Below are 20,298 nucleotides of genomic sequence, written 5' to 3' on the forward strand. Positions count from 1 at the left end.
CTTTCCTGTCAATGAAACGGTAAAAATCCTTGTCAATTCAAAACTTAAGAAACATCGCCATCATCGCTCACGTTGACCATGGCAAGACAACTCTGGTTGGTAAATTATTACAACAGTCGGGCACTTTTGGTGAACGTGAAACTGTTGATGAGCGTGTTATGGACTCCAATGACTTGGAGAAAGAGCGTGGTATTACAATCCTTGCTAAAAATACCGCTATCCAATGGAACGGCTACCACATCAATATCGTAGACACCCCAGGTCACGCCGACTTCGGTGGTGAAGTTGAACGTGTTATGTCTATGGTTGACTGTGTTCTGCTGGTTGTCGATGCGATGGATGGCCCTATGCCACAAACTCGCTTCGTAACACAAAAAGCGTTCGACCATGGTTTAAAACCAATTGTTGTTATCAACAAAGTCGACCGCCCAGGCGCACGTCCTGATTGGGTTGTTGACCAAGTATTCGACTTATTCGTGAACTTAGGTGCAACGGATGAGCAATTAGACTTCCCTATCGTTTATGCGTCTGCATTAATGGGTATCGCAGGTCTTGAACATACAGATATGGCAGAAGACATGACACCGCTTTATCAAGCGATTGTTGATCATGTTGAGCCACCAAAAGTTGATCTGGATGGTCCTTTCCAGATGCAAGTTTCCCAATTAGATTACAACAGCTATTTAGGTGTTATCGGCATCGGTCGTATTAAACGCGGTGTTGTTAAACCAAACCAGCAAGTAACTGTAATTGACAGCGAAGGTAAAACTCGCAACGGTAAAATTGGTAAAGTTCTGACTCACTTAGGTTTAGAGCGTATTGATTCACAACAAGCAGAAGCTGGCGATATCGTTGCTCTGACTGGTTTAGGTGAATTAAACATTTCTGACACTATCTGCCAAGTGGGTAGCGTTGAAGCTCTGCCTGCACTAGCGGTTGATGAACCAACAGTCAGCATGTTCTATTGTGTTAACACCTCTCCATTCTGTGGTAAAGAAGGCAAATATGTGACTTCACGCCAGATTCTGGATCGTTTACACAAAGAGTTAGTTCACAACGTAGCACTGCGTGTTGAAGAAACTCAAGATCCAGATGCATTCCGTGTTTCGGGTCGTGGTGAGCTGCACTTATCTGTTCTGATCGAAAACATGCGTCGTGAAGGCTTCGAATTAGCGGTTTCTCGTCCAAAAGTTATCTTCCGTGAAGTTGATGGTCGTAAACAAGAGCCATTCGAACAAGTGACTTTAGACGTTGAAGAGCAGCACCAAGGTGATGTAATGAAAGCGTTAGGTGAGCGTAAAGGCGACCTACGCGGCATGATGCCAGACGGTAAAGGTCGTGTGCGTCTAGACTACATCATTCCTAGCCGTGGTCTGATTGGTTTCCGTACTGAATTCATGACAATGACTTCAGGTACAGGTTTACTGTACTCTTCATTCAGTCACTATGATGATGTTCGCCCAGGCGAAATCGGTGGTCGTCAAAACGGCGTTCTGATTTCTAACGGTCAAGGTAAAGCAGTTGCATACGCGCTGTACAGCCTGCAAGATCGTGGTAAGTTATTCTTAGGTCACGGTGCTGAAGTGTATGAAGGCCAAATTATCGGTATTCACTCACGTTCTAACGACCTGACTGTTAACTGCTTAACAGGTAAAAAACTGACTAACATGCGTGCGTCAGGTACTGATGAAGCAACCACATTGTCACCACCAATCAAAATGTCTCTGGAACAAGCTCTGGAGTTTATTGATGATGATGAACTGGTTGAAGTTACTCCACAGTCAATTCGTCTGCGTAAGCGTCACTTGACTGAGAACGATCGCCGTCGTGCGGGTCGCTCTAAAGACGATTAATTTCAGTCTTTGATATCGAAAAAAGGTGCCATTTATATGGCACCTTTTTTTATGCGAGCAAATTAGGAAAATTAGAAGAAATATCAACATTGGGTTATAGATACTTCACGGATTCAAGAAACTGTATTTTTTTAGCTATTTCAGCACGTTGATGTGAAGCTCGTGTTCTTAGTGCAATATTCCATTGTTCAATCGTATCTGCATTTTTAACGAGTATACTATTTGGAGATATGCGTTCTGATTTTACCAACCAAGCGGCTACCTCAGCCCAACTCCAGAGTGGGGACTGACCTTTGATGCGTTGGATTGGGTTGGGAAAATCACCTTTACCTCGAGCTCCGTCTTTAAACAAAGCAATAGCTTGTCTGGATAAATTGGCGAGTTCAGCAATATCACTCAATCCAACCAAGCTTGAATCAATAGATTCTACGCGTGCATTAATGGTGCTAGCGGTTTCAATCTGTTGGATTGCGCTAGAAATGGCATTATCAAGGGAGCTTGCTTCTCTATCAAATTCCAAGTAGACAGTTTTTCCGTAAAAACAAATAAGTGCGTCATCGCATCCCGCATTATAGAGCGCGTCTTCTAATCCTTCAGTATCGGTATTGACACCAGATAAAACTAAAGTGAAATTATGAAGCGCCATAGACATCAATTCCTTAATCAAAATTTTGAATTTAATTAAAGGTGAGGTGGAGGAAACCACCTTCATCCTTGATTAGTCGGATGGTCAATACCGCTTTATTGAGGCGAGCATTTATCAACCATTCTTTTTATTTGCTTCGCATGGTTTTCTGGATTGCGGGGTGTAGACCAAATGCTTAGCATATGATCCTGATGCCCTTCAATTCCACAACGAAGCTTAGCATAGCAATGACTAGAATGACTGCCCATCACTATGAACCAGCCTTGTAACTCAGCATATTCAATGGCCTGTTGAATATGCTTATTTTTATGGGCGACGTATTTTTCTCCCTTGCTTGTTTAGAATAAATATACTGTTGACGCTTGTCAACGGTGTGGCGCCAGAAAATAATGATGTTCGTCTCTGGTGGCGACATTCTATCGTTAATGGGACGGGAAGCAGTGGCGTGAAGCTTTTTTAGGAGTATGTTTGGGATTATGTTATATGGGATTGATTTAAAGGCACAGAAAGCAATCAATTGATCTATTTTGCTTAATCGATAAATTGAAAAAATAACCCTAATAATCACTAATTAGGGCTGTTCAGTTGCCTGAATAATGATTAAAGTAAATTTAGTGAATAACAAAGAGGACAATTTATGCTGTATATCTTCGATATGGGTAATGTGATTATTGATATCGACTTTGATCGTGTGTTTGATAAATGGTCAGAACTGAGTGGTACTCCAAGTTCAGAAATCAAATCCCGGTTTACTTTTGGCAATATCTTCCAATTACATGAATGTGGCAAAATTTCAGATATCGAATTTGCGGAGATGCTCTGTGAAGAGATGGGTATTACGCTAAGTTTTGAAGATTTTGCTGAAGGCTGGCATTCAATTTTTATCTCACTAAGACCTGAAGTTATCGATATTATGGAGCGTTTGCGTGAGCAAGGGCACCGAGTTGTTGTGTTATCGAATACTAACCGTCTGCACTTAGATTATTGGCCAGAACACTACCCAGAAATTGCAGCATCCTCTGACTTCCTGTATTTATCTCAAGATTTAGGTATGCGTAAGCCAGATCCAGAAATTTTCAAATACGTTCTGGAATCAGAAGAGTTTGATGCCGCTGACGCTGTCTTCTTCGACGACGTAGAAGAAAACGTAAAAGCAGCACAAGCCCTAGGTATTACCAGCGTACATGTGTTAAATAAAGACACGGTTCCTGAATACTTCCGTACTTACGACTTTAGTGCTGAAGTTGAATAATCCCGTTCCTAACATGGAGCAACAACGTATGTTGCTCCATCTTTTTTATATAGAGTTTCCATGATCGCATTAATCCAAAGAGTTACTCACGCGAGTGTTGTTGTTGATAAAAAAACAGTGGGGCAAATTGGCTCTGGTCTTTTGGTTCTGCTTGGTGTTGAGAAAGATGATGACGAGCAGAAAGCTAAACGATTATGTGAGAAAGTGCTTGGATACCGCATCTTTGGTGACGAGCAAGGGAAAATGAACCTAAATGTAAAACAAGCGGGTGGAAGCTTACTCGTTGTTTCTCAATTTACGTTAGCAGCTGAAACCAATAAAGGAATGAGACCCAGTTTCTCTGGTGGCGCTGAACCAGAAAAAGCTGACCAATTATATCAGTACTTTGTACAGGAAAGCCGCCAACAAGGCACAGTGACTGAAACGGGAATCTTTGCTGCTGATATGCAAGTGAGCCTAACCAATGATGGCCCAGTAACCTTCTGGCTACAGGTATAGAATACTTTTCCAAGGGGGAAACATGTACCATCTACGTACACCGAAAGATGACATTGAATTTGCAGCCTACTACCAGTTTCGCTGGGAAATGCTGAGAAAACCATTTAAACAACCCCTTGGTTCCGAAAAAGATGGCTATGACCTTACAGCCCACCACCAAATGGTGGTAGATGAGAAAAATCGTATCTTGGCGATTGGTCGGTTGTATATCAATGCTGATAATGAAGGTTCAATCCGTTTTCTTGCCGTTAACCCCGTCATGCAAGGTAAAGGCTTAGGGAAACTGATTATCATGGCGCTGGAGTCGAGTGCAAGACAAGAAGGCGTTAAACGTATCGTTTCGAGTGTTAGGGAGGAGGCCGTTCCTTTCTTTGCCAAAATGGGTTTTGAAACTCGAGGAGAAGTGAGCGGGGAATTAAAAGCACCAGTACGCCACTACCTGATGATTAAACCCATCGAAACCTTAGACCAGATTCTTCATCGACCTGACTGGTGCGGTGAGTTGCAACAAGCTTGGCATAAATATATCCCTCTCAGTGAAAAAATGGGTGTACGTATAGAACAGTACACAGGAAAACGTTTTATCACCACGATGCCAGAAGCGGGTAACCAAAATCCACACAACACTATTTTTGCCGGTAGCCAGTTTTCTCTCGCCACACTAACTGGTTGGGGAATGATCTGGTTATTGCTACATGAACATCAGCTTGGTGGGGATATTATTTTAGTAGATGCCAATATTCGCTATGGTAAGCCTGTCAGCGGCCGCCCAATTGCGGTAGCTGATCTATCTCATCTCAGCGGTGACCTTGATCGCTTAGCGAGGGGGAGCAAGGCTAGGGTGAAGTTAGATGTCCACGTCAGTAACGCTGATAGCCAAGTTGGTGCGGTATTCAGCGGAACTTATATGGTTTTACCCGTCGCAGGTGAGACAACAAATAGATAGTGATATAGCGGATAAAAAAGCAGGTTTACTTTTGGGGTAACCTGCTTTTTTATTGTCATTTTACGGATTAATAATGGCGGGAATATGCCCACCCATAGGGTAAGTATTTGGCGAGTCAGGTGCAAGTTGTTGCTCTGATGGTAGCATAGATGTTCCCACTGTGGGAGTCACTTTACCATTAACCACCGTACGATAAATTTCACTGCCTTGAAGTGGTTTAGCCGTTAACTCACCATTTATACTGTATGCAAGCGGATCTGCGAGTAGATCCCCTTGTAATGACGTATCAAAATCTCCCCACATTTGAGGTGAAAATCCTGACCAGCCCCATTGATTTAAGTCTCCTAAATCAATATTGGTACCTGTCGCTCGTAAGTTAAACGGTGCTTTTTGATACTCTTGCTTGACGAGCAATGAGACTCTGGCAATACCGCGGGTGGTACTACCACTGAGGCTAGCCGCAGCACTATTATTGCTACTGGCGATTTCGAGTAAAGGGCGACGGACTATAACTTGATTGATCGTGCTGCTATCAGCGTTGAACGTTGCTTGCCCTTTCCAAATTCCCCACTGTTTCTGTTTGATGAGATCAACATAGCGAATAGTGCCGCTAAGTGCTGTAAATTCAAAAGAGAACTCAGGTTGAATATTCATCAGCAATGACTGCGTCACTGTAAAGTTATCGATGGTGAACGCTGATAACCAAGAGGGTGCTGGCTGGGCAAAGAATGTTAACCAATCTTCAGGTAAAGTATACAGTGCTCCAGCGAGTGTCCCATCAGTAATAGTCAGGGATTTATTGTTACGCTGCCACACGCCACTGAGGCTAAAAATACCTTTATTATAGTAGCCGGATAGCTTATCAAAATTAAGGTTATCGCCATCAATATTTAATTCGCCGATGAGTGTATCTACTTGTTGATCATGAATAACCAATTGGTCGACATTGAAATTGATTTTACTTTTAGGGTTGCTCCAGCTGCCTCTCACGACATTAATTTTATCGATTTCGGTGCTTAGCCCCGATAGTGCCCAATCTTGTCCCTGAATATCCACATCGGTGAGCGTCAAATCTTTAATCTGGAGTGTTCGGTCACTATTGATATCCTCGAAAAGCGCATCGAAAGTGAGATTATTTTGCCATCCCACTTTATTCATCGAGAGACCATCAATATTAATGCTACCGTCAGCAAATACTTTTCCTTTACCGGAAATATAACCATTATTGAGATAGCCGGTGACTTGGCTAAACTCAGTCACTTGTTCCTGTAATTTTCCTGTCATAGCGACATTACGAAAAGGTAGGGAATTGATGGCCAACTCTCCTGTTGTAAAACGAAAGTCACCATAGCCAAAAGGATGGTTGACGGTAGGTTTCCACGGCGTGATACCACCGGTAAACCCAGCAACCAGCAGGGTGTTTTTTCCTTGGGTTAATTGAATTTTGCTACTTTCAAACTGTAAAACTTTAGCAGAGATAGGGAGATTAGTGCTGGTATCTGAAATCTGAGCTGTAAGCTCCCCTTGTGTGATTGTTAATCGTTGGATGGCTTCACCATTGATCATATTAAGCCAATTGATATCCACGACAATTTGATCCGCGTTTAACGCTAACTGCTTGTCGCGAGACTCAATTTTTATATCTTGGAAAATAAATTTACCCGGTTCAGCAAATCGATGCCCCATAATGCCGACATTAATATCGAAATCAGTGAATTTACTTAATAATTGACTCGCATAACCTGCTCCCCAACGAGTTTGCAGTGCAATATAAGTGGCAACAAATAAGATCAACAGAAGCAGAAAAATATAACTAATAAATCGAATTAACCTTCTCACGGTAGTCTGCTCCCTCATAAATCAGATAAAAACATAGATGACTAATCTGTCTAAGATATCGACAATTTGAAGGATAGCATACAGAAGAACCGCCAGAGTATTCAACTCTGGCGGCAATAGGAATGATTATTTTTCGTGAGGGAAAATTAGATTCAGAACGATAGCGGTTAAACCACCAGCCGCGATTCCGGAGGAGAATAATGTTTTCAGCCAATCAGGTGCAAATTGCAGGATCAGCGGTTGTTGAGAAACACCCATTCCAACGGCAAGGGATAGGGCGATAATCATAATTGCGCGGCGGTTTAATGGCTCACGAGAAACGATACGTACACCAGAAGCTGCGATAGTTCCGAACATGACGATGGTTGCACCACCGAGCACAGGCTCAGGAATTTGTTGCACAAAACCTGCCACTGCGGGGAACAGTCCCAGCAATATCAACATTAAGGCGACAATGTAGCCAACATAACGGCTAGCAACACCGGTTAACTGAATGACACCATTATTCTGACCAAAACAGGAGTTAGGGAATGTATTGAATATTGCGGAAACAAGGGAGTTCAAGCCATTTGCTAATACACCTCCCTTAATGCGTTTCATATACAGCGGTCCACGAACCGGTTGCTCTGATACATCTGATGTTGCGGTAATATCACCAATGGTTTCTAAAGAAGTCACCATAAAAATTAAGATCAGGGGAACGAGTAAGTTCCAATCAAATGATAAACCATAATAAAAAGGTTCAGGAACGGTAATCATTGACTGGTTGATATCGCTAGCTTGTGCTGCTGGTAGCATATCCATCCACCAAGCTGCAAGATAGCCTACCGCCATGGCGATAACCAAAGAAGCGACTCGGAGATAGGGGTTTTTCTGGCTGGTTAACAGAATAATCACTGCGAGCACAATGCCCGCAAGCATCAGATTATCAAGGGCGCCAAACGTATTGTTATTCAGGGCACTGTATCCCCCACCTATCGAGGTTAATCCCACTTGAATGAGTGATAAACCGATAATCATTACCACAACACCAGAGACCAAAGGTGTAATCACTCTACGTGCTAAATGTAGGAAACGGGAAAGGATTACTTCGGTTAATGACGCGACCATTAGGGTACCAAATAAAGCAGCCATCATTGTGGGAATATCTGCGCCTCCTTGCTGAAGGGCAACTCCTCCCATAATTAAAGGGGCGACAAAGTTAAAGCTTGTTCCTTGAATGGAAAGTAAGCCAGAGCCAACGGGACCCCATGCTCTAATTTGAATCAGCGAGGCAATTCCGGATGCAAACAATGACATACTGATAATACGCTGAGTATCGTGCGCAGGTAGCCCAAGTGCTTGGCAAATTAACATCCCAGGGGTGATAACGGCGACAAACATGGCTAATAAATGTTGGCAAGCAGCAAAAATGGCTTGGGGTAATGGGGGTCTATCTTCAAGGTGATAGATTAATTCACTTTTAATTTGTGCTTTTTTTTCAACACTTTGTTCTTCAGATGTCGTTGTGTTCATTGCTCTAATTCCACCAGCAAAAAGCGCATTTTAAAGAGATAAATATAAAAAGCAATCGTTTGCGCTAAATTTTTTAATTTACTTTTAAATTGGGAGCATCACATTTTTATATGTTTTAACTTGTATTTATCGCGAATTTTTTTTCTAATCCTACCACCTGCTTTTGGCGTTTTAAGGAAAAAAATAACGTCTAATTAGTTTTAAATAATATTAACAACAGACGAGGTACATAAATGTATCATCTCGATGTCTACGGCACACTGGTCGCAGCCACACTTGTGCTATTGCTCGGACGTAAACTGGTAAAATCGGTTTCATTCCTCGAAAAGTACACCATCCCTGAGCCCGTTGCAGGGGGATTATTAGTTGCTTTTAGCCTCTTGGTCATTAAGCAAGTATTTGACTGGAGCCTCTCTTTCGACTTATCACTGCAAGAACCGATGATGCTCGCGTTCTTTGCAACCATTGGCTTGAACGCAAACCTAGCGAGTTTAAAAGCTGGCGGTAAAGCCTTAATGATCTTCATTTTTGTGGTTGTCGGTCTATTACTGGTTCAAAATACAGTCGGTATCGCACTGGCTACATTCTTAGGTCTCGATCCGCTAATGGGACTATTAGCTGGTTCAATTACCTTATCGGGTGGGCATGGTACTGGCGCTGCATGGGGTAAAATATTTACCGATGAATACGGCTTTAAGAGTGCAACTGAAGTTGCGATGGCTTGTGCAACATTTGGTTTAGTGCTTGGAGGGCTGATAGGTGGTCCTGTTGCACGTTTCTTAATTCGTAATATTCCAACGCCAGGAACGGCGGATGAGGATAAAGATGTCCCTTCCGCATTCGAAAAACCGCAATCAAACCGTATGATTAACTCCATGGTATTGATTGAAACTATTGCATTAATTGCGATCTGTTTACTTGCGGGTAGCTATATTGCAGGCTTATTGGCTGGTACAGCATTCGCACTGCCAAAGTTTGTATGTGTATTGTTCGTTGGTGTGATTTTAAGTAATGGTCTATCCGTACTTGGATTCTATCGCGTATTTGATCGCGCAGTTTCCGTTATGGGTAACGTAAGCTTATCCTTGTTCCTTGCAATGGCTCTCATGAGTTTAAAACTATGGGAATTAGCCTCTTTGGCAATCCCAATGTTAGTAATTCTTGGGGTACAAGCATGTGTCATGGCGGGTTATGCAATCTTCGTGACGTTCCGTGTGATGGGCAAAAACTATGATGCTGCTATTTTAGCCGCAGGACATTGTGGTTTTGGTTTGGGAGCAACACCAACAGCGATTGCAAACATGCAGGCAGTGACAGACAAATTTGGTCCGTCTCATCTTGCATTCTTAGTCGTACCAATGGTGGGGGCATTCTTTATCGATATTGTGAATGCGTTGGTGATTAAGTTTTACTTGTGGTTACCTATATTTCCAACAATTGCTGGGTAACCATCAATAAAAAAACATTATAACTAAATGTATAAATGAAGCAGGTATTGCCGTGGACATGGATGTGTTCACGGCAATTTTCATTTCTAGGGAGAGGTTTTTAAGCGTGGCTATATTGTTCGCGTTCAGGAAGCCAACGTTCAATAATGAGTTGTGCATTCTCTGGGTAATTTTGCTGAATATGACGAGCCAAACGTTGTACTTCTGGCAACATATATTGGTCTCTGAGTAAATCGGCCACTTTGAATTCAGCATTTCCGGTTTGCCGAGTTCCCAATAATTCACCGGGACCACGAATTTCTAAATCTTTTTGTGCAATCACAAAACCATCGTTGCTATCTCGTAATACTTGAAGACGTTGCTTAGCTGTGTGAGTGAGCGGCGTTTTATAGAGTAAAACACAGTGAGAAGCGATAGCGCCACGACCAACACGACCTCTTAATTGATGTAATTGTGCCAATCCTAAACGTTCAGGATTATCAATGATCATTAAGCTAGCATTAGGGACATCGACACCAACTTCAATAACCGTGGTAGCAACGAGTAACTGGATTTCGTTATTCTTAAATGCGGCCATGATGCTTTGTTTTTCAGCGGGTTTCATTCGTCCATGTACTAAACCGACTTTTAGCTCAGGTAGCGCGAGTGCTAATTCTTCACTTGTCACTTGAGCAGCTTGGGCCTCAAGAACTTCCGAATCTTCAATCAAAGTACAGACCCAATAAGCTTGGCGACCTTCATCTAAGCACGCCTGTCGCACTCGCTCAACAATATCATTGCGTCTGGTATCTGGGATTGCAACGGTTGTTACCGGTGTTCGCCCAGGAGGGAGTTCATCAATAATCGATGTATCAAGGTCGGCATAGGCAGTCATCGCCAGAGTCCGTGGAATCGGCGTGGCGGTCATTATTAGTTGATGAGGGTGATTCCCTTGCTGCTCACCTTTCTCACGCAGAGCGAGCCGCTGATGGACACCAAAGCGATGCTGCTCATCGATGATAACTAACCCTAAAGAGTGAAAACTAACTTGTTCTTGGAAAATTGCGTGGGTACCAACGACCATCATTACTTCGCCATCGGCAATGGATTCTTGCTGTTGCTGACGCGCTTTCCCTTTTTGCTTTCCAGCAAGCCAGCCTACTTTAATGCCTAAAGGTTCGAGCCACTGTTTAAAGGTATTGGCATGTTGTTCTGCTAGAATTTCGGTAGGAGCCATCAGGGCAACTTGTTTACCATTTTCAATAGCGCAGATAGCCGCGAGGGCAGCAACAAGGGTTTTCCCTGAGCCAACATCACCTTGGATCAGCCGCATCATCGGTGTGTCTCTATGCAAATCTTTTTCTATTTCTGCCACAACTCGATTCTGAGCATTGGTCGGAGAGAATGGCAAATTATCTAAGAAAGGTGATTTTAATTTTCCGGTTGGAACGAGTGGCTCTGCATATAGTCGTTCATTACCTGCTCTAATCGCGAGCATACTTAAATGGTGAGCGAGTAACTCTTCGAGGACTAAGCGTTTTTGCGCTGGATGGTGACCTTTTTCTAATTCACCTAATTCAACGTCTGGTGGGGGATTATGTAATAAACGGATAGCGTCGGGCAGGCTAATTAAACCACGATTTAGCTCTTCAGGAAGAAGCTCTTGGATATTGCCATTATCGAGCATCGCCAAAGCTTGTTCCATCACTTTTCTCAACGTCGCTTGGCGTACCCCTTCAGTCGTTGGGTAAACAGGCGTTAAATTTTCTTGCAGTGTAATATTGTCAGTATCCTGAGATACTTTGTATTCTGGGTGAATAATTTCAGGCCCCGTATTTCCCCGACGAATCTCGCCGTAAGCAGTGACCTGACGGCCTTCAGCTAAGCTATTTTTCATGGCGGCGGAGAAATTAAAAAAGCGCAGCGTTAAATTTCCTGTTCCATCACTGATTAAACAAGTCATCATTCTTTTGCGCCCAAAGACAACTTTGGTTTGCAGTACCTCACCCGTGATTGTCGCTGTTGTCCCCGGAAGCAGGTCTTTTATCTGGTATAAACGGGTATGATCTTCATAACGAAGAGGAAAATGCAGTAGTAGGTCCTGAACAGTGTTCAAACCGATTTTACTCATTTTTTCTGACTGGCTAGCTCCGATGCCATGTAATGAAGTCAGTGAAATGGTATTAAGTAGACCACGGTTCATCATTGTTCCTTAACTTTGCTGTTTTCTCTTCATTTTTTCAGTTAACTGCATTTGCATCCACCAAGCATCTTCCGCTTCTATTTGACCTTGTTGATTGATAAATGGTCGGGGAAGGTTCTTACGCTTGGAGACTTCAGCTAATACTGGATACCCCCCCTCAAAAAGCCACTCCTGCTGCTCTTGCTCAGATAATAGACTATATTCGCGATTATACATGCCAGCAAGTTGCCTTTGGCGCTGTGCTTCATACATGATTAATGCGGATGCTACAGATACATTCAGTGACTGGACCATGCCTGCCATAGGAATGATAATATGCTGATCTGCAAGCGCTAATGCTTTTTGAGATATGCCTTTTTTCTCTTGTCCCATCATAATACAGGTTGGGCGAGTATAATCAATTTCACGAAAATCAACGGCATGCTCTGATAGGTTGGTCGCAAGAACCTGCATACCTTGTGCTTTGATTTGAGCAATAGCATCTTCAGTCGATGAATGGGAAATCACTTTAACCCAGCTATTGCTCCCTGCGGCGGAAGAAACAGAAAGTTTAACGTGCTGATCCGGCCAAATTGCATGGATTTGATGGATACCAATCGCGTCTGCACTCCGAACAATAGCGGAGACATTGTGAGGTTTATGAATTTCTTCGAGGCAGAGTGTGAGGTCGGGCTGCCGCATCGCCATCATTTGGCAAATGCGGCGATAGCGGCGTTCATTCATAGTTAGAGTTCAGTATCTTTAATAATATCGATTAATTACGGTTACGACTGACGCGTAATACGTCCGGCATAATCCGGATTTTACGCATAACGTTTGCGAGCTGAATACGGTTTTTAATCGACAGACGGATAAATGCGCAATAAACACGACCATCTTTTTCCTCGGTGTTCATGCTTTGAATGCTCGAATTTGCGCCGTTAATTGCCGCAGTCAAGTTAGCTAAAGCACCTTGATGGTTGATCATATCGACTTTGATTTCAGCGATAAAGTCAGTATCCGTGTCTGTATCCCACTCTACAGCCATAAATTTATCGGGTTCTTTTTGATAACCTCGAATATTACGGCAAGATTCATGGTGGATAACTAGCCCTTTACCTGGGCTAATATGCGCAACAATAGGATCTCCCGGAATTGGGCGACAGCATTTTGCAAAAGTGATTAATACGCCATCGGCACCTTTGATAGAGAGTTTATTATGACTTTCTGTGATGATAGGTTCTTCAGGTTCACTTTGCGGATTGCTTTGTAAGTTACGGGCGACAACGACACTCATTGCATTCCCTAAACCAATTTCGGCAAGGAGATCATCGAGAGAATTGAGTTTCATGCGTGCCAATTCGGCGTCGAGATTTGCTTGTGGGATATCCGTAATTTTGTTACCCGCACCAAGTGCGTGGCTAAGTAAGCGGCGACCTAAGTTAATAGAATCTTCGCGTTTTAAATTCTTCAATAATTGGCGGATTTTTGCGCGAGCTTTTGAGCTGACGACAAAGTTTAGCCAAGCTGCATTCGGTCTTGCTCCCGGTGCGGTAATAATTTCTACGGTTTGACCACTGGAGAGCGATTGGGACAGAGGATAAGGTTGGCGATCGACTCGAGCCCCGACGCAGGCATGACCAATATCAGTGTGAACTGCATAAGCGAAGTCTACAGGCGTAGCTCCGGTTGGCAATTCAACGATACGCCCTTCAGGGGTGAAAACGTAAATTTCATCAGGAAATAGGTCTGACTTTACGCTTTCGATAAATTCAAAGGAGCTACCCGCACTTTGCTGAAGTTCAAGCAAACTTTGCATCCAGCGTTGAGCCTTCACTTGTGCAGTGGTTCCCTGTTCACCTTGCTCTTTATATGCCCAATGTGCCGCAACGCCCATTTCTGCCATTTGGTCCATATCTTCTGTACGAATTTGTACCTCAACAGGCACCCCGTGAGGGCCAATTAATGAGGTGTGCAGAGATTGGTATCCGTTAGCTTTTGGAATGGCAATATAGTCTTTAATTCGACCTGGGCGCGGTTTGTATAGGCTATGCATCTGACCTAAAACACGATAGCAAGTATCGACGTCTTCAACGATAACTCTGAAAGCATAAATATCCATGATCGAATGGAATCGCTGCTCTTTGAGATGCATTTTTCGATAAATGGAATACAGGTGTTTTTCGCGACCACTAACGGTACAGGGAACACCGGCTTCAGTTAATCGACCGTCAATTTCAGAAAGGATTTTTTGAATCATTTCTTTACGATTACCGCGGGCGGCTTTAACCACCTCTTTGATAACCCGATAACGGTTTGGGTACAAGGCTTCAAAACCCAACTCTTCTAGCTCGGTTTTGATATGGTGAATACCTAAACGGTGCGCAAGAGGGCTATAGATTTCGAGTGTTTCTCGCGCTATGCGGCGACGCTTATCGGGCCTTAAAGACCCAAGCGTGCGCATATTGTGAGTGCGGTCTGCCAGCTTTATCAAAATGACCCGGATGTCTTTTACCATCGCCATGATCATTTTGCGGAAGTTTTCTGCTTGAGCTTCTTTCTTGTCGCGAAAATTTAGTTTATCGAGTTTGGAGACACCTTCAACCAGACCGGCGACGGTAGTTCCAAACAGTTGCTCGATATCTTGAAATGTCGCTGGAGTATCTTCAATCACATCATGAAGTAGCGCTGCCATCAGTGTTTCGTGGTCCAAACGCATTTCAGCCAAAATACCAGCAACAGCAACTGGGTGAGTAATATAAGGCTCACCACTTGAACGGGTCTGTCCTTCATGGGCATCCCGTGCGACAACATAGGCTTTTTTCAGTAATTCAACCTGCTCTTTAGGGAGGTATTGTTGAATTATGATATTTAGGCTTTCAAACAGATACAAGGCAGACCCACCTTAGTAATTAGCGACGACCTTCAGCGATCGCAGAAACTGCTTGCATTTCAGCAGCATCTTGCTCTTGCTGTTCTTGGCGTTCACGCACATCCAAAATGTGACCGTTAATTAAACCTTCTTCTACTTCACGTAGCGCGATAACCGTATGCTTATCATTTTCTTCTGGAACTAAAGGATCTTTACCACCAGTTTGTAATTGACGAGCTCTACGTGCTGCAACCAGTACGAGGTCAAAGCGGTTACCAATTTTTTCTACTGCGTCTTGAACAGTTACGCGTGCCATAAGTGTGCTACTCCAAAGAAATAAAAAAATGACCTGATATGATACTGAAACTATTCTCAGTCTGCTAGTAATTTGCTGATTAAAGCACCATGCCGCTGAATTTGGCGTTCTAATTTCAGACGCTCAGCTCGCATGATCGATTGTAAATCGCTTAATGCAGTGTTGAAATCATCATTTACAATGACGTAATCGTATTCATTGTAATGTTCAATCTCACCAACAGCTTGTGACATGCGCTTTTCAATGACTTCATCACTATCTTGACCGCGACCACGAAGCCGACGATAGAGTTCGTCTTTTGAGGGTGGAAGTATAAAAATACTACGCGCCTCTGGCATTTTTGCACGAATTTGTTGTGCGCCTTGCCAGTCAATATCGAGAAAAACATCTACGCCGCTTTTTAAAACTTCCTCAATAATAGGTTTTGAGGTGCCATAGTAATTACCAAAGACACAGGCATGTTCTAAAAAATCATTATTCTCAACCATCTGCAAGAATTCTGCTTCGGAAACAAAAAAATAGTGCTCACCATGAACTTCGCCAGGGCGTGCTGCTCTTGTTGTATGAGAAACTGAAACTTGAGTGTCATACAACGGTTGTGTTTTCAACAGAGCTTGGATAAGACTAGATTTACCTGCGCCACTTGGAGCAGAAAGAATATATAACGTGCCTTGTATCATGATGATTTCTTGAAATATTGAGGGTTAGACATAAAAGATAGCGATAAACCCCACATAGTATACACGTACTTAAGGCAACGTGCAGCGATATCAATAAACCATGAATCGTGAATAAAAAAATATTGCTCATGAAAAAATTGTGAACACGTTCCAGAAAATATATTTAACTTAATGAATATCTCATTTTTTTTGCGAAACGTTTTGCAATTAACGACATATCCAACTGACCACCTAATTATTTTGCCTCAGGATGCTTTTTCCACGAACGGAATAATAGCAAGGACGCGTGATGCACTATATTTTAACAAGAGGCTCTTGGATATTCATGTTATTACAAGTGGTGACATCACTTGCATACGGCATGGAATACTATCAAGCAAAAGATAATTGCGATTCACCAAATCAAAATAACCTAATAAATGAGCATCAAAGATTAGGCAATCAGCTCCAAGAGTGGAATAAGAACTATCTAGTAGATGGTTTTAGTCCCATTAATGATGAAGTCTATGATCAGTTATTGTCTAAGTGGCAGCAGCGTCAACGTTGCTTATCACTTTCTGATAGTCTACCGCAGGTACCGCTCCCGATACTAACGCCTTTAGTGAAGCATCCGCTGCCTCATACGGGGCTAAAAAAACAAAATTTAAATGAAATAACGACTTGGATAGCAAAGCGAAAAGAGATTTGGTTACAACCGAAGGTGGATGGTGTCGCGGTTAGCTTGGTATATGACAATGGACAATTAGTTTCATTAATCAGTCGAGGTAATGGGGTTGAAGGGCTAGAGTGGCGCAAAAAAGCGGATTTTATCTTGGACTTGCCGAAGGTAATTCCCATAAAACAGCGCGTAATTTTGCAAGGTGAACTTTTTTGGAAATTGAATAATCACGTGCAGAAGCAGCTAGGTGGCTTGAATGCCCGAAGTAAAGTCGCTGGATGGCTTATGCGTAAGAAATTACCAGAAAAAATAGAAGATAATATTGGTATTTTTATCTGGGCTTGGCCCGATGGCGACCTGCAACAGGAAGTTCAACTTAGTCGACTATCAGAAATTGGGTTTGATTTATCTAAAAGGTACAGTCATCAAGTCACCAGTATTGAGCAAATTATTCAAAGGCAAGAAGATTACTTCTCAACGCCTCTCCCCTTTGCAACCGATGGTATTGTCTTAAAAAGTTTTCCTACGCCACCTTCAGCTGCTTGGCAGAGTAATCAAAATAGCTGGGCGATTGCATGGAAATACCCACTACAAAATATTATTAGTGAAATTACAGGCTTAAAGTTTGGTGTTGGGCGTACTGGTATTGTTAACGTTGTGGCATCAATTAAGCCTGTGACTCTTGATGCTAAACAGGTGAGTCATGTGAATTTGGGTTCTCTAAACTCATGGAAGAAAAAGGATCTTTTAGTTGGTGACCATATTCAGTTAACCCTTGCAGGGCATGGGATTCCGAAGGTTGAACAGGTAATTTGGCGAGTAGCCCATCGGGATTATCCTGAAACTATGTTATTAGAACAATTTAATCGATGGAGTTGTTTCTCTTATTCTATTGAGTGTTTACCCCAGTTTGTGGCCCGTTTAACGTGGTTAGGAAAGCAGTTAGAAATAAAAGGGGTTGGTGAAAAAACATGGCAACAATGGGCTGAAGATTATGGACTGTCCCAGCTATTGGAATGGTTATCACCAAGTTGGCAAGGGCAGCTACCCAAAACTAAAACTAACCTGAAACACCTTGAGCAATTGCAAAAAGTTGCAGACCAACCTTTAGCCGTATGGCTAAAGGGATTAGATATTCCATTGAGTAATACTGATATCAAAAAAATTGATACGATTTCAATGCTCTATGAGCCAACAATTGTCAAGTACTTGAAGCTATCGGATAAGCGTGAACAGCAGTTTAAGCACTGGATTGAAGTAACGGAAATTAAGTTAGCATTACAGATTATACAGGAAATAAAAAAGCCATTAGCTCAGGCTAATGGCTTATCGAGATACTAATGCTGGATATTAGTCGGGGTTTTCGTAATTAAATACAGGTAAACCTAAACGATAACGAATAGCGAGCAAACGTGCGCTGAGGCCTGCAATCAGAGTAATGATCACGACAATATCTTTAGGGAGTGGCGTATGTAGTAAACCGATATATAGCCATGCTGCGGCAAAAGAGACACCAGCATAAACTTCTTTTTGGAACACTAATGGAATGGTATTGCATAACATGTCTCTAAGGACGCCGCCAAATACCCCTGTGACCACCGCAGCAATCGCTGCAATAATTGGGCTATAGTTCATATCAAGGGCGATTTGGGCACCTAAAATAGAGAAAACGATCAAGCCGATAGCATCGAGTATTAAAAATAGGCGACGCAAATGCTTCATCATAGGTGCTATCCACATAGTGACTATGGCTGCACCAGCAACGGTCATAATATATTCGGGGTGAGCGACCCAGCCAAGAGGATAGTGACCGAGTAGAATATCACGCACGGAACCACCGCCAATAGCAGTGGCAGAAGCGATAATGATCACGCCAAAGACATCCATCTTCCGGCGACCCGCAGCTAATGCGCCAGTCATGGCTTCAGCAGTAATACCAATGATGTAGAGAACACTTAATAACATGATGGTTTTATTCAATACTATAGTGATTATTAAAGGGTAATATTACTTGCGTAATTTCTCGACTGAGATTTTTTAGTGCTACAAAAAATAGATTAGTTAAAGTAATCCGATAGCCAGTGGTAAATAATGTCAAAGGATAACAGATTGAATAATAAAATACCTTATAAAGAAATATGTATTACTGATAATGCCCGCAATCATCAGCTTACAAATATTAATGTCTGGACGCCGGATAGCCAGTGGTTAGCGTATGATGTTCGTCCCAGTGGTAGCTCGTTTACGGGATTAACCATAGAAAAAATTCATGTTACTACACGACAAGTGGTCGAAATTTATCGTGGAAAACAAGGAGCTTATGTTGGAGTAGTCACTGTAAGCTCAGAAAATCCACCTCGTTACGCGTTTATTCATGGGCCTGAAAATCCAGATGAGCATTGGCAGTACGATTTTCACCATCGTCGTGGTGTTTATGTTTATGATGATAACCTTGATACAGCCTATCCTATCGATGCAATGTGTATTACTCCTCCTTATATCTTGGGAGCGTTAAGGGGAGGGACACATGTTCATGTGTTTAGCCCTGATGGTAAATGGCTTAGTTTTACCTATAACGACCATGTTATGCATGAGCTAGACATTAAATTAGATCAGCGCAATGTTGCAGTGGCGGTGCCTATGGGGGCTGTGAACGTGGAACCTAAAGGACATCATAGAGAATATAGCGGTGATTTTTTTGTAGTGTAGTGACTCAAACTGTTGCTAGCCCGGCTCCAAATAGTGATGAAATCAGTCGTGCGTATGAAGAGGGTTGGATAGGACTGCATGGTTATTTAAATCGTCAAGGTCAATGGCAGCAAAGAGCCCTAGCTTTTATCGGAGATACGCATAATCAATATGGGGATATTATTCCAGAGGTCTACATTGTAGACCTTCCTGATAACCCTGAAAATTTTAAAGTGCAGGGTGACACACCGTTGCAAGGAACGAAAACTACCCTTCCTGCACCACCTAAAAATGTACAGCAGAGACGGTTAACACATACTCACACTAGAAAATATCCGGGTTTAGCTAAACAGCCAAGGCATTGGCTGCGTTCTTCACCTGACGGGCAATCTATTGCTTGTTTAATGCATGATGACCAAGGTGTTGTGCAACTTTGGTTAGTTGCAACATCGACAGGGGAGTTAACTCAGGTTACTCATGAAATGACTTCAATCCAATCGGCATTTAACTGGAATAAAACTGGGGAATATATCTGCTTTATTCATGATAATAGTGTGGTGAGATGCCATGTGGCCACAGGTAAATTAAAACGGTTGACGGAGCGTACAGAGATTGCTCCTGTTGCGGATGCAGTTGTTTTTTCTCCAAATGATAGATTAATAGCATTTATGCGAGATATTAATGGGTTTAGACAACTCTATATAGTAGAAACCGGATTAAATAATTAATGATTGATAAAATCAATAATCTGAATAAAGAGATTAATAGTAATCTCTTTATTCAATTGATGATTATTTTATGGTTATTTTTTCATACAACATAAGCTATAAGAATAACACTAATTAGTTATTACTAAGCCAATAGTGATTTGGTGAGTAAATATTTTTACTGTAAATAACAGTATGAAATTTAAGATTGACGGCATA

At 42.3% G+C, this 20,298-nt stretch carries 16 protein-coding genes and 1 pseudogene; 7 read left to right on the forward strand and 10 right to left on the reverse strand.

Annotated features, from left to right (window positions below; all coding sequences use genetic code 11):
* The first annotated feature begins 29 nt into the window (after window positions 1-29).
* The gene (gene typA / locus EL244_RS01515) at window positions 30-1,853 is read left to right on the forward strand and encodes a ribosome-dependent GTPase TypA (protein ID WP_126458237.1); all 1,824 of its coding nucleotides are present in this window, start codon (window positions 30-32) and stop codon (window positions 1,851-1,853) included.
* Between the two features lie 94 nt (window positions 1,854-1,947).
* On the opposite strand, the gene EL244_RS01520 is transcribed toward typA, so the two are convergent.
* Together EL244_RS01520 and EL244_RS18360 are read right to left on the reverse strand one after the other, a co-directional pair.
* The gene (locus tag EL244_RS01520) at window positions 1,948-2,499 is read right to left on the reverse strand and encodes a helix-turn-helix transcriptional regulator (protein WP_126458240.1); all 552 of its coding nucleotides are present in this window, start codon (window positions 2,497-2,499) and stop codon (window positions 1,948-1,950) included.
* A gap of 95 nt (window positions 2,500-2,594) precedes the next feature.
* Window positions 2,595-2,795: a hypothetical protein gene (locus EL244_RS18360; protein WP_126462697.1), complete on the reverse strand. Its 201-nt coding sequence runs from the start codon at window positions 2,793-2,795 to the stop codon at window positions 2,595-2,597.
* Window positions 2,796-3,136: 341 nt separating this feature from the next.
* Between EL244_RS18360 and yihX the strand changes: the two genes are divergently transcribed.
* The 3 genes from yihX to fabY are packed head-to-tail and all read left to right on the forward strand — an operon-like array spanning window position 3,137 to window position 5,195.
* Window positions 3,137-3,751 (forward strand): glucose-1-phosphatase, encoded by a 615-nt coding sequence (yihX, locus tag EL244_RS01530; RefSeq protein WP_006813778.1) that lies wholly within the window; start codon window positions 3,137-3,139, stop codon window positions 3,749-3,751.
* 60 nt (window positions 3,752-3,811) lie between these two features.
* A complete protein-coding gene (gene dtd / locus EL244_RS01535) occupies window positions 3,812-4,249 on the forward strand; it encodes a D-aminoacyl-tRNA deacylase (protein WP_112835965.1) in 438 nt (145 codons plus the stop codon).
* A 22-nt stretch (window positions 4,250-4,271) separates the two neighbouring features.
* Window positions 4,272-5,195: a fatty acid biosynthesis protein FabY gene (gene fabY / locus EL244_RS01540; RefSeq protein WP_126458243.1), complete on the forward strand. Its 924-nt coding sequence runs from the start codon at window positions 4,272-4,274 to the stop codon at window positions 5,193-5,195.
* Window positions 5,196-5,255: 60 nt separating this feature from the next.
* Here fabY and EL244_RS01545 read toward each other — a convergent pair whose 3' ends face one another.
* Both EL244_RS01545 and EL244_RS01550 read right to left on the reverse strand, forming a co-directional pair.
* Window positions 5,256-7,034, reverse strand: coding sequence for an AsmA family protein (locus EL244_RS01545; protein WP_126458246.1), 1,779 nt, complete (start codon window positions 7,032-7,034; stop codon window positions 5,256-5,258).
* Window positions 7,035-7,160: 126 nt separating this feature from the next.
* Window positions 7,161-8,549 (reverse strand): uracil-xanthine permease family protein, encoded by a 1,389-nt coding sequence (locus EL244_RS01550; protein WP_126458249.1) that lies wholly within the window; start codon window positions 8,547-8,549, stop codon window positions 7,161-7,163.
* Window positions 8,550-8,782: 233 nt separating this feature from the next.
* On the opposite strand from EL244_RS01550, the gene gltS reads away from it, so the two are divergent.
* A complete protein-coding gene (gene gltS, locus EL244_RS01555; protein ID WP_006813773.1) occupies window positions 8,783-9,997 on the forward strand; it encodes a sodium/glutamate symporter in 1,215 nt (404 codons plus the stop codon).
* 100 nt (window positions 9,998-10,097) lie between these two features.
* Here the strand turns inward: gltS and recG are convergent, their stop codons facing one another.
* From recG to gmk, 5 genes are read right to left on the reverse strand one after another with little or no spacing between them, the layout of a single operon-like run.
* Window positions 10,098-12,179: an ATP-dependent DNA helicase RecG gene (gene recG, locus EL244_RS01560; RefSeq protein ID WP_126458252.1), complete on the reverse strand. Its 2,082-nt coding sequence runs from the start codon at window positions 12,177-12,179 to the stop codon at window positions 10,098-10,100.
* Between the two features lie 9 nt (window positions 12,180-12,188).
* Window positions 12,189-12,902 carry a tRNA (guanosine(18)-2'-O)-methyltransferase TrmH gene (trmH, locus tag EL244_RS01565; protein WP_039854565.1) on the reverse strand — a complete coding sequence of 238 codons (714 nt, stop codon included), beginning with the start codon at window positions 12,900-12,902 and terminating at the stop codon, window positions 12,189-12,191.
* 31 nt (window positions 12,903-12,933) lie between these two features.
* Window positions 12,934-15,051: a bifunctional GTP diphosphokinase/guanosine-3',5'-bis pyrophosphate 3'-pyrophosphohydrolase gene (gene spoT / locus EL244_RS01570; protein WP_006813770.1), complete on the reverse strand. Its 2,118-nt coding sequence runs from the start codon at window positions 15,049-15,051 to the stop codon at window positions 12,934-12,936.
* 19 nt (window positions 15,052-15,070) lie between these two features.
* Window positions 15,071-15,346 (reverse strand): DNA-directed RNA polymerase subunit omega, encoded by a 276-nt coding sequence (gene rpoZ, locus EL244_RS01575; protein ID WP_006813769.1) that lies wholly within the window; start codon window positions 15,344-15,346, stop codon window positions 15,071-15,073.
* Window positions 15,347-15,402: 56 nt separating this feature from the next.
* Window positions 15,403-16,026 carry a guanylate kinase gene (gmk, locus tag EL244_RS01580; protein ID WP_006813768.1) on the reverse strand — a complete coding sequence of 208 codons (624 nt, stop codon included), beginning with the start codon at window positions 16,024-16,026 and terminating at the stop codon, window positions 15,403-15,405.
* 289 nt (window positions 16,027-16,315) lie between these two features.
* On the opposite strand from gmk, the gene ligB reads away from it, so the two are divergent.
* On the forward strand, window positions 16,316-18,025 hold the full coding sequence (ligB, locus tag EL244_RS01585; RefSeq protein WP_230084825.1) for an NAD-dependent DNA ligase LigB: 1,710 nt from the start codon (window positions 16,316-16,318) through the stop codon (window positions 18,023-18,025).
* Window positions 18,026-18,034: 9 nt separating this feature from the next.
* Here the strand turns inward: ligB and EL244_RS01590 are convergent, their stop codons facing one another.
* The gene (locus EL244_RS01590; RefSeq protein WP_006813766.1) at window positions 18,035-18,649 is read right to left on the reverse strand and encodes a trimeric intracellular cation channel family protein; all 615 of its coding nucleotides are present in this window, start codon (window positions 18,647-18,649) and stop codon (window positions 18,035-18,037) included.
* Window positions 18,650-18,775: 126 nt separating this feature from the next.
* Between EL244_RS01590 and EL244_RS01595 the strand changes: the two are divergent.
* A pseudogene (locus EL244_RS01595) lies at window positions 18,776-20,100 on the forward strand (DUF3748 domain-containing protein).
* The last annotated feature ends 198 nt before the right edge of the window (window positions 20,101-20,298 follow it).

Source organism: Providencia rustigianii (genome assembly GCF_900637755.1).
Lineage (GTDB): Bacteria > Pseudomonadota > Gammaproteobacteria > Enterobacterales > Enterobacteriaceae > Providencia > Providencia rustigianii.

Bases quoted from the DNA above. Each gene is read 5' to 3' on its own strand.
- dtd (WP_112835965.1), top strand. From the start codon at position 3,812: ATGATCGCATTAATCCAAAGAGTTACTCACGCGAGTGTTGTTGTTGAT.
- EL244_RS01550 (WP_126458249.1), bottom strand. From the start codon at position 8,549: ATGAACACAACGACATCTGAAGAACAAAGTGTTGAAAAAAAAGCACAA.
- trmH (WP_039854565.1), bottom strand. From the start codon at position 12,902: ATGAATGAACGCCGCTATCGCCGCATTTGCCAAATGATGGCGATGCGG.
- yihX (WP_006813778.1), top strand. From the start codon at position 3,137: ATGCTGTATATCTTCGATATGGGTAATGTGATTATTGATATCGACTTT.
- fabY (WP_126458243.1), top strand. From the start codon at position 4,272: ATGTACCATCTACGTACACCGAAAGATGACATTGAATTTGCAGCCTAC.
- recG (WP_126458252.1), bottom strand. From the start codon at position 12,179: ATGAACCGTGGTCTACTTAATACCATTTCACTGACTTCATTACATGGC.
- ligB (WP_230084825.1), top strand. From the start codon at position 16,316: ATGCACTATATTTTAACAAGAGGCTCTTGGATATTCATGTTATTACAA.
- EL244_RS01590 (WP_006813766.1), bottom strand. From the start codon at position 18,649: ATGTTATTAAGTGTTCTCTACATCATTGGTATTACTGCTGAAGCCATG.
- rpoZ (WP_006813769.1), bottom strand. From the start codon at position 15,346: ATGGCACGCGTAACTGTTCAAGACGCAGTAGAAAAAATTGGTAACCGC.
- gltS (WP_006813773.1), top strand. From the start codon at position 8,783: ATGTATCATCTCGATGTCTACGGCACACTGGTCGCAGCCACACTTGTG.
- gmk (WP_006813768.1), bottom strand. From the start codon at position 16,026: ATGATACAAGGCACGTTATATATTCTTTCTGCTCCAAGTGGCGCAGGT.
- EL244_RS01520 (WP_126458240.1), bottom strand. From the start codon at position 2,499: ATGGCGCTTCATAATTTCACTTTAGTTTTATCTGGTGTCAATACCGAT.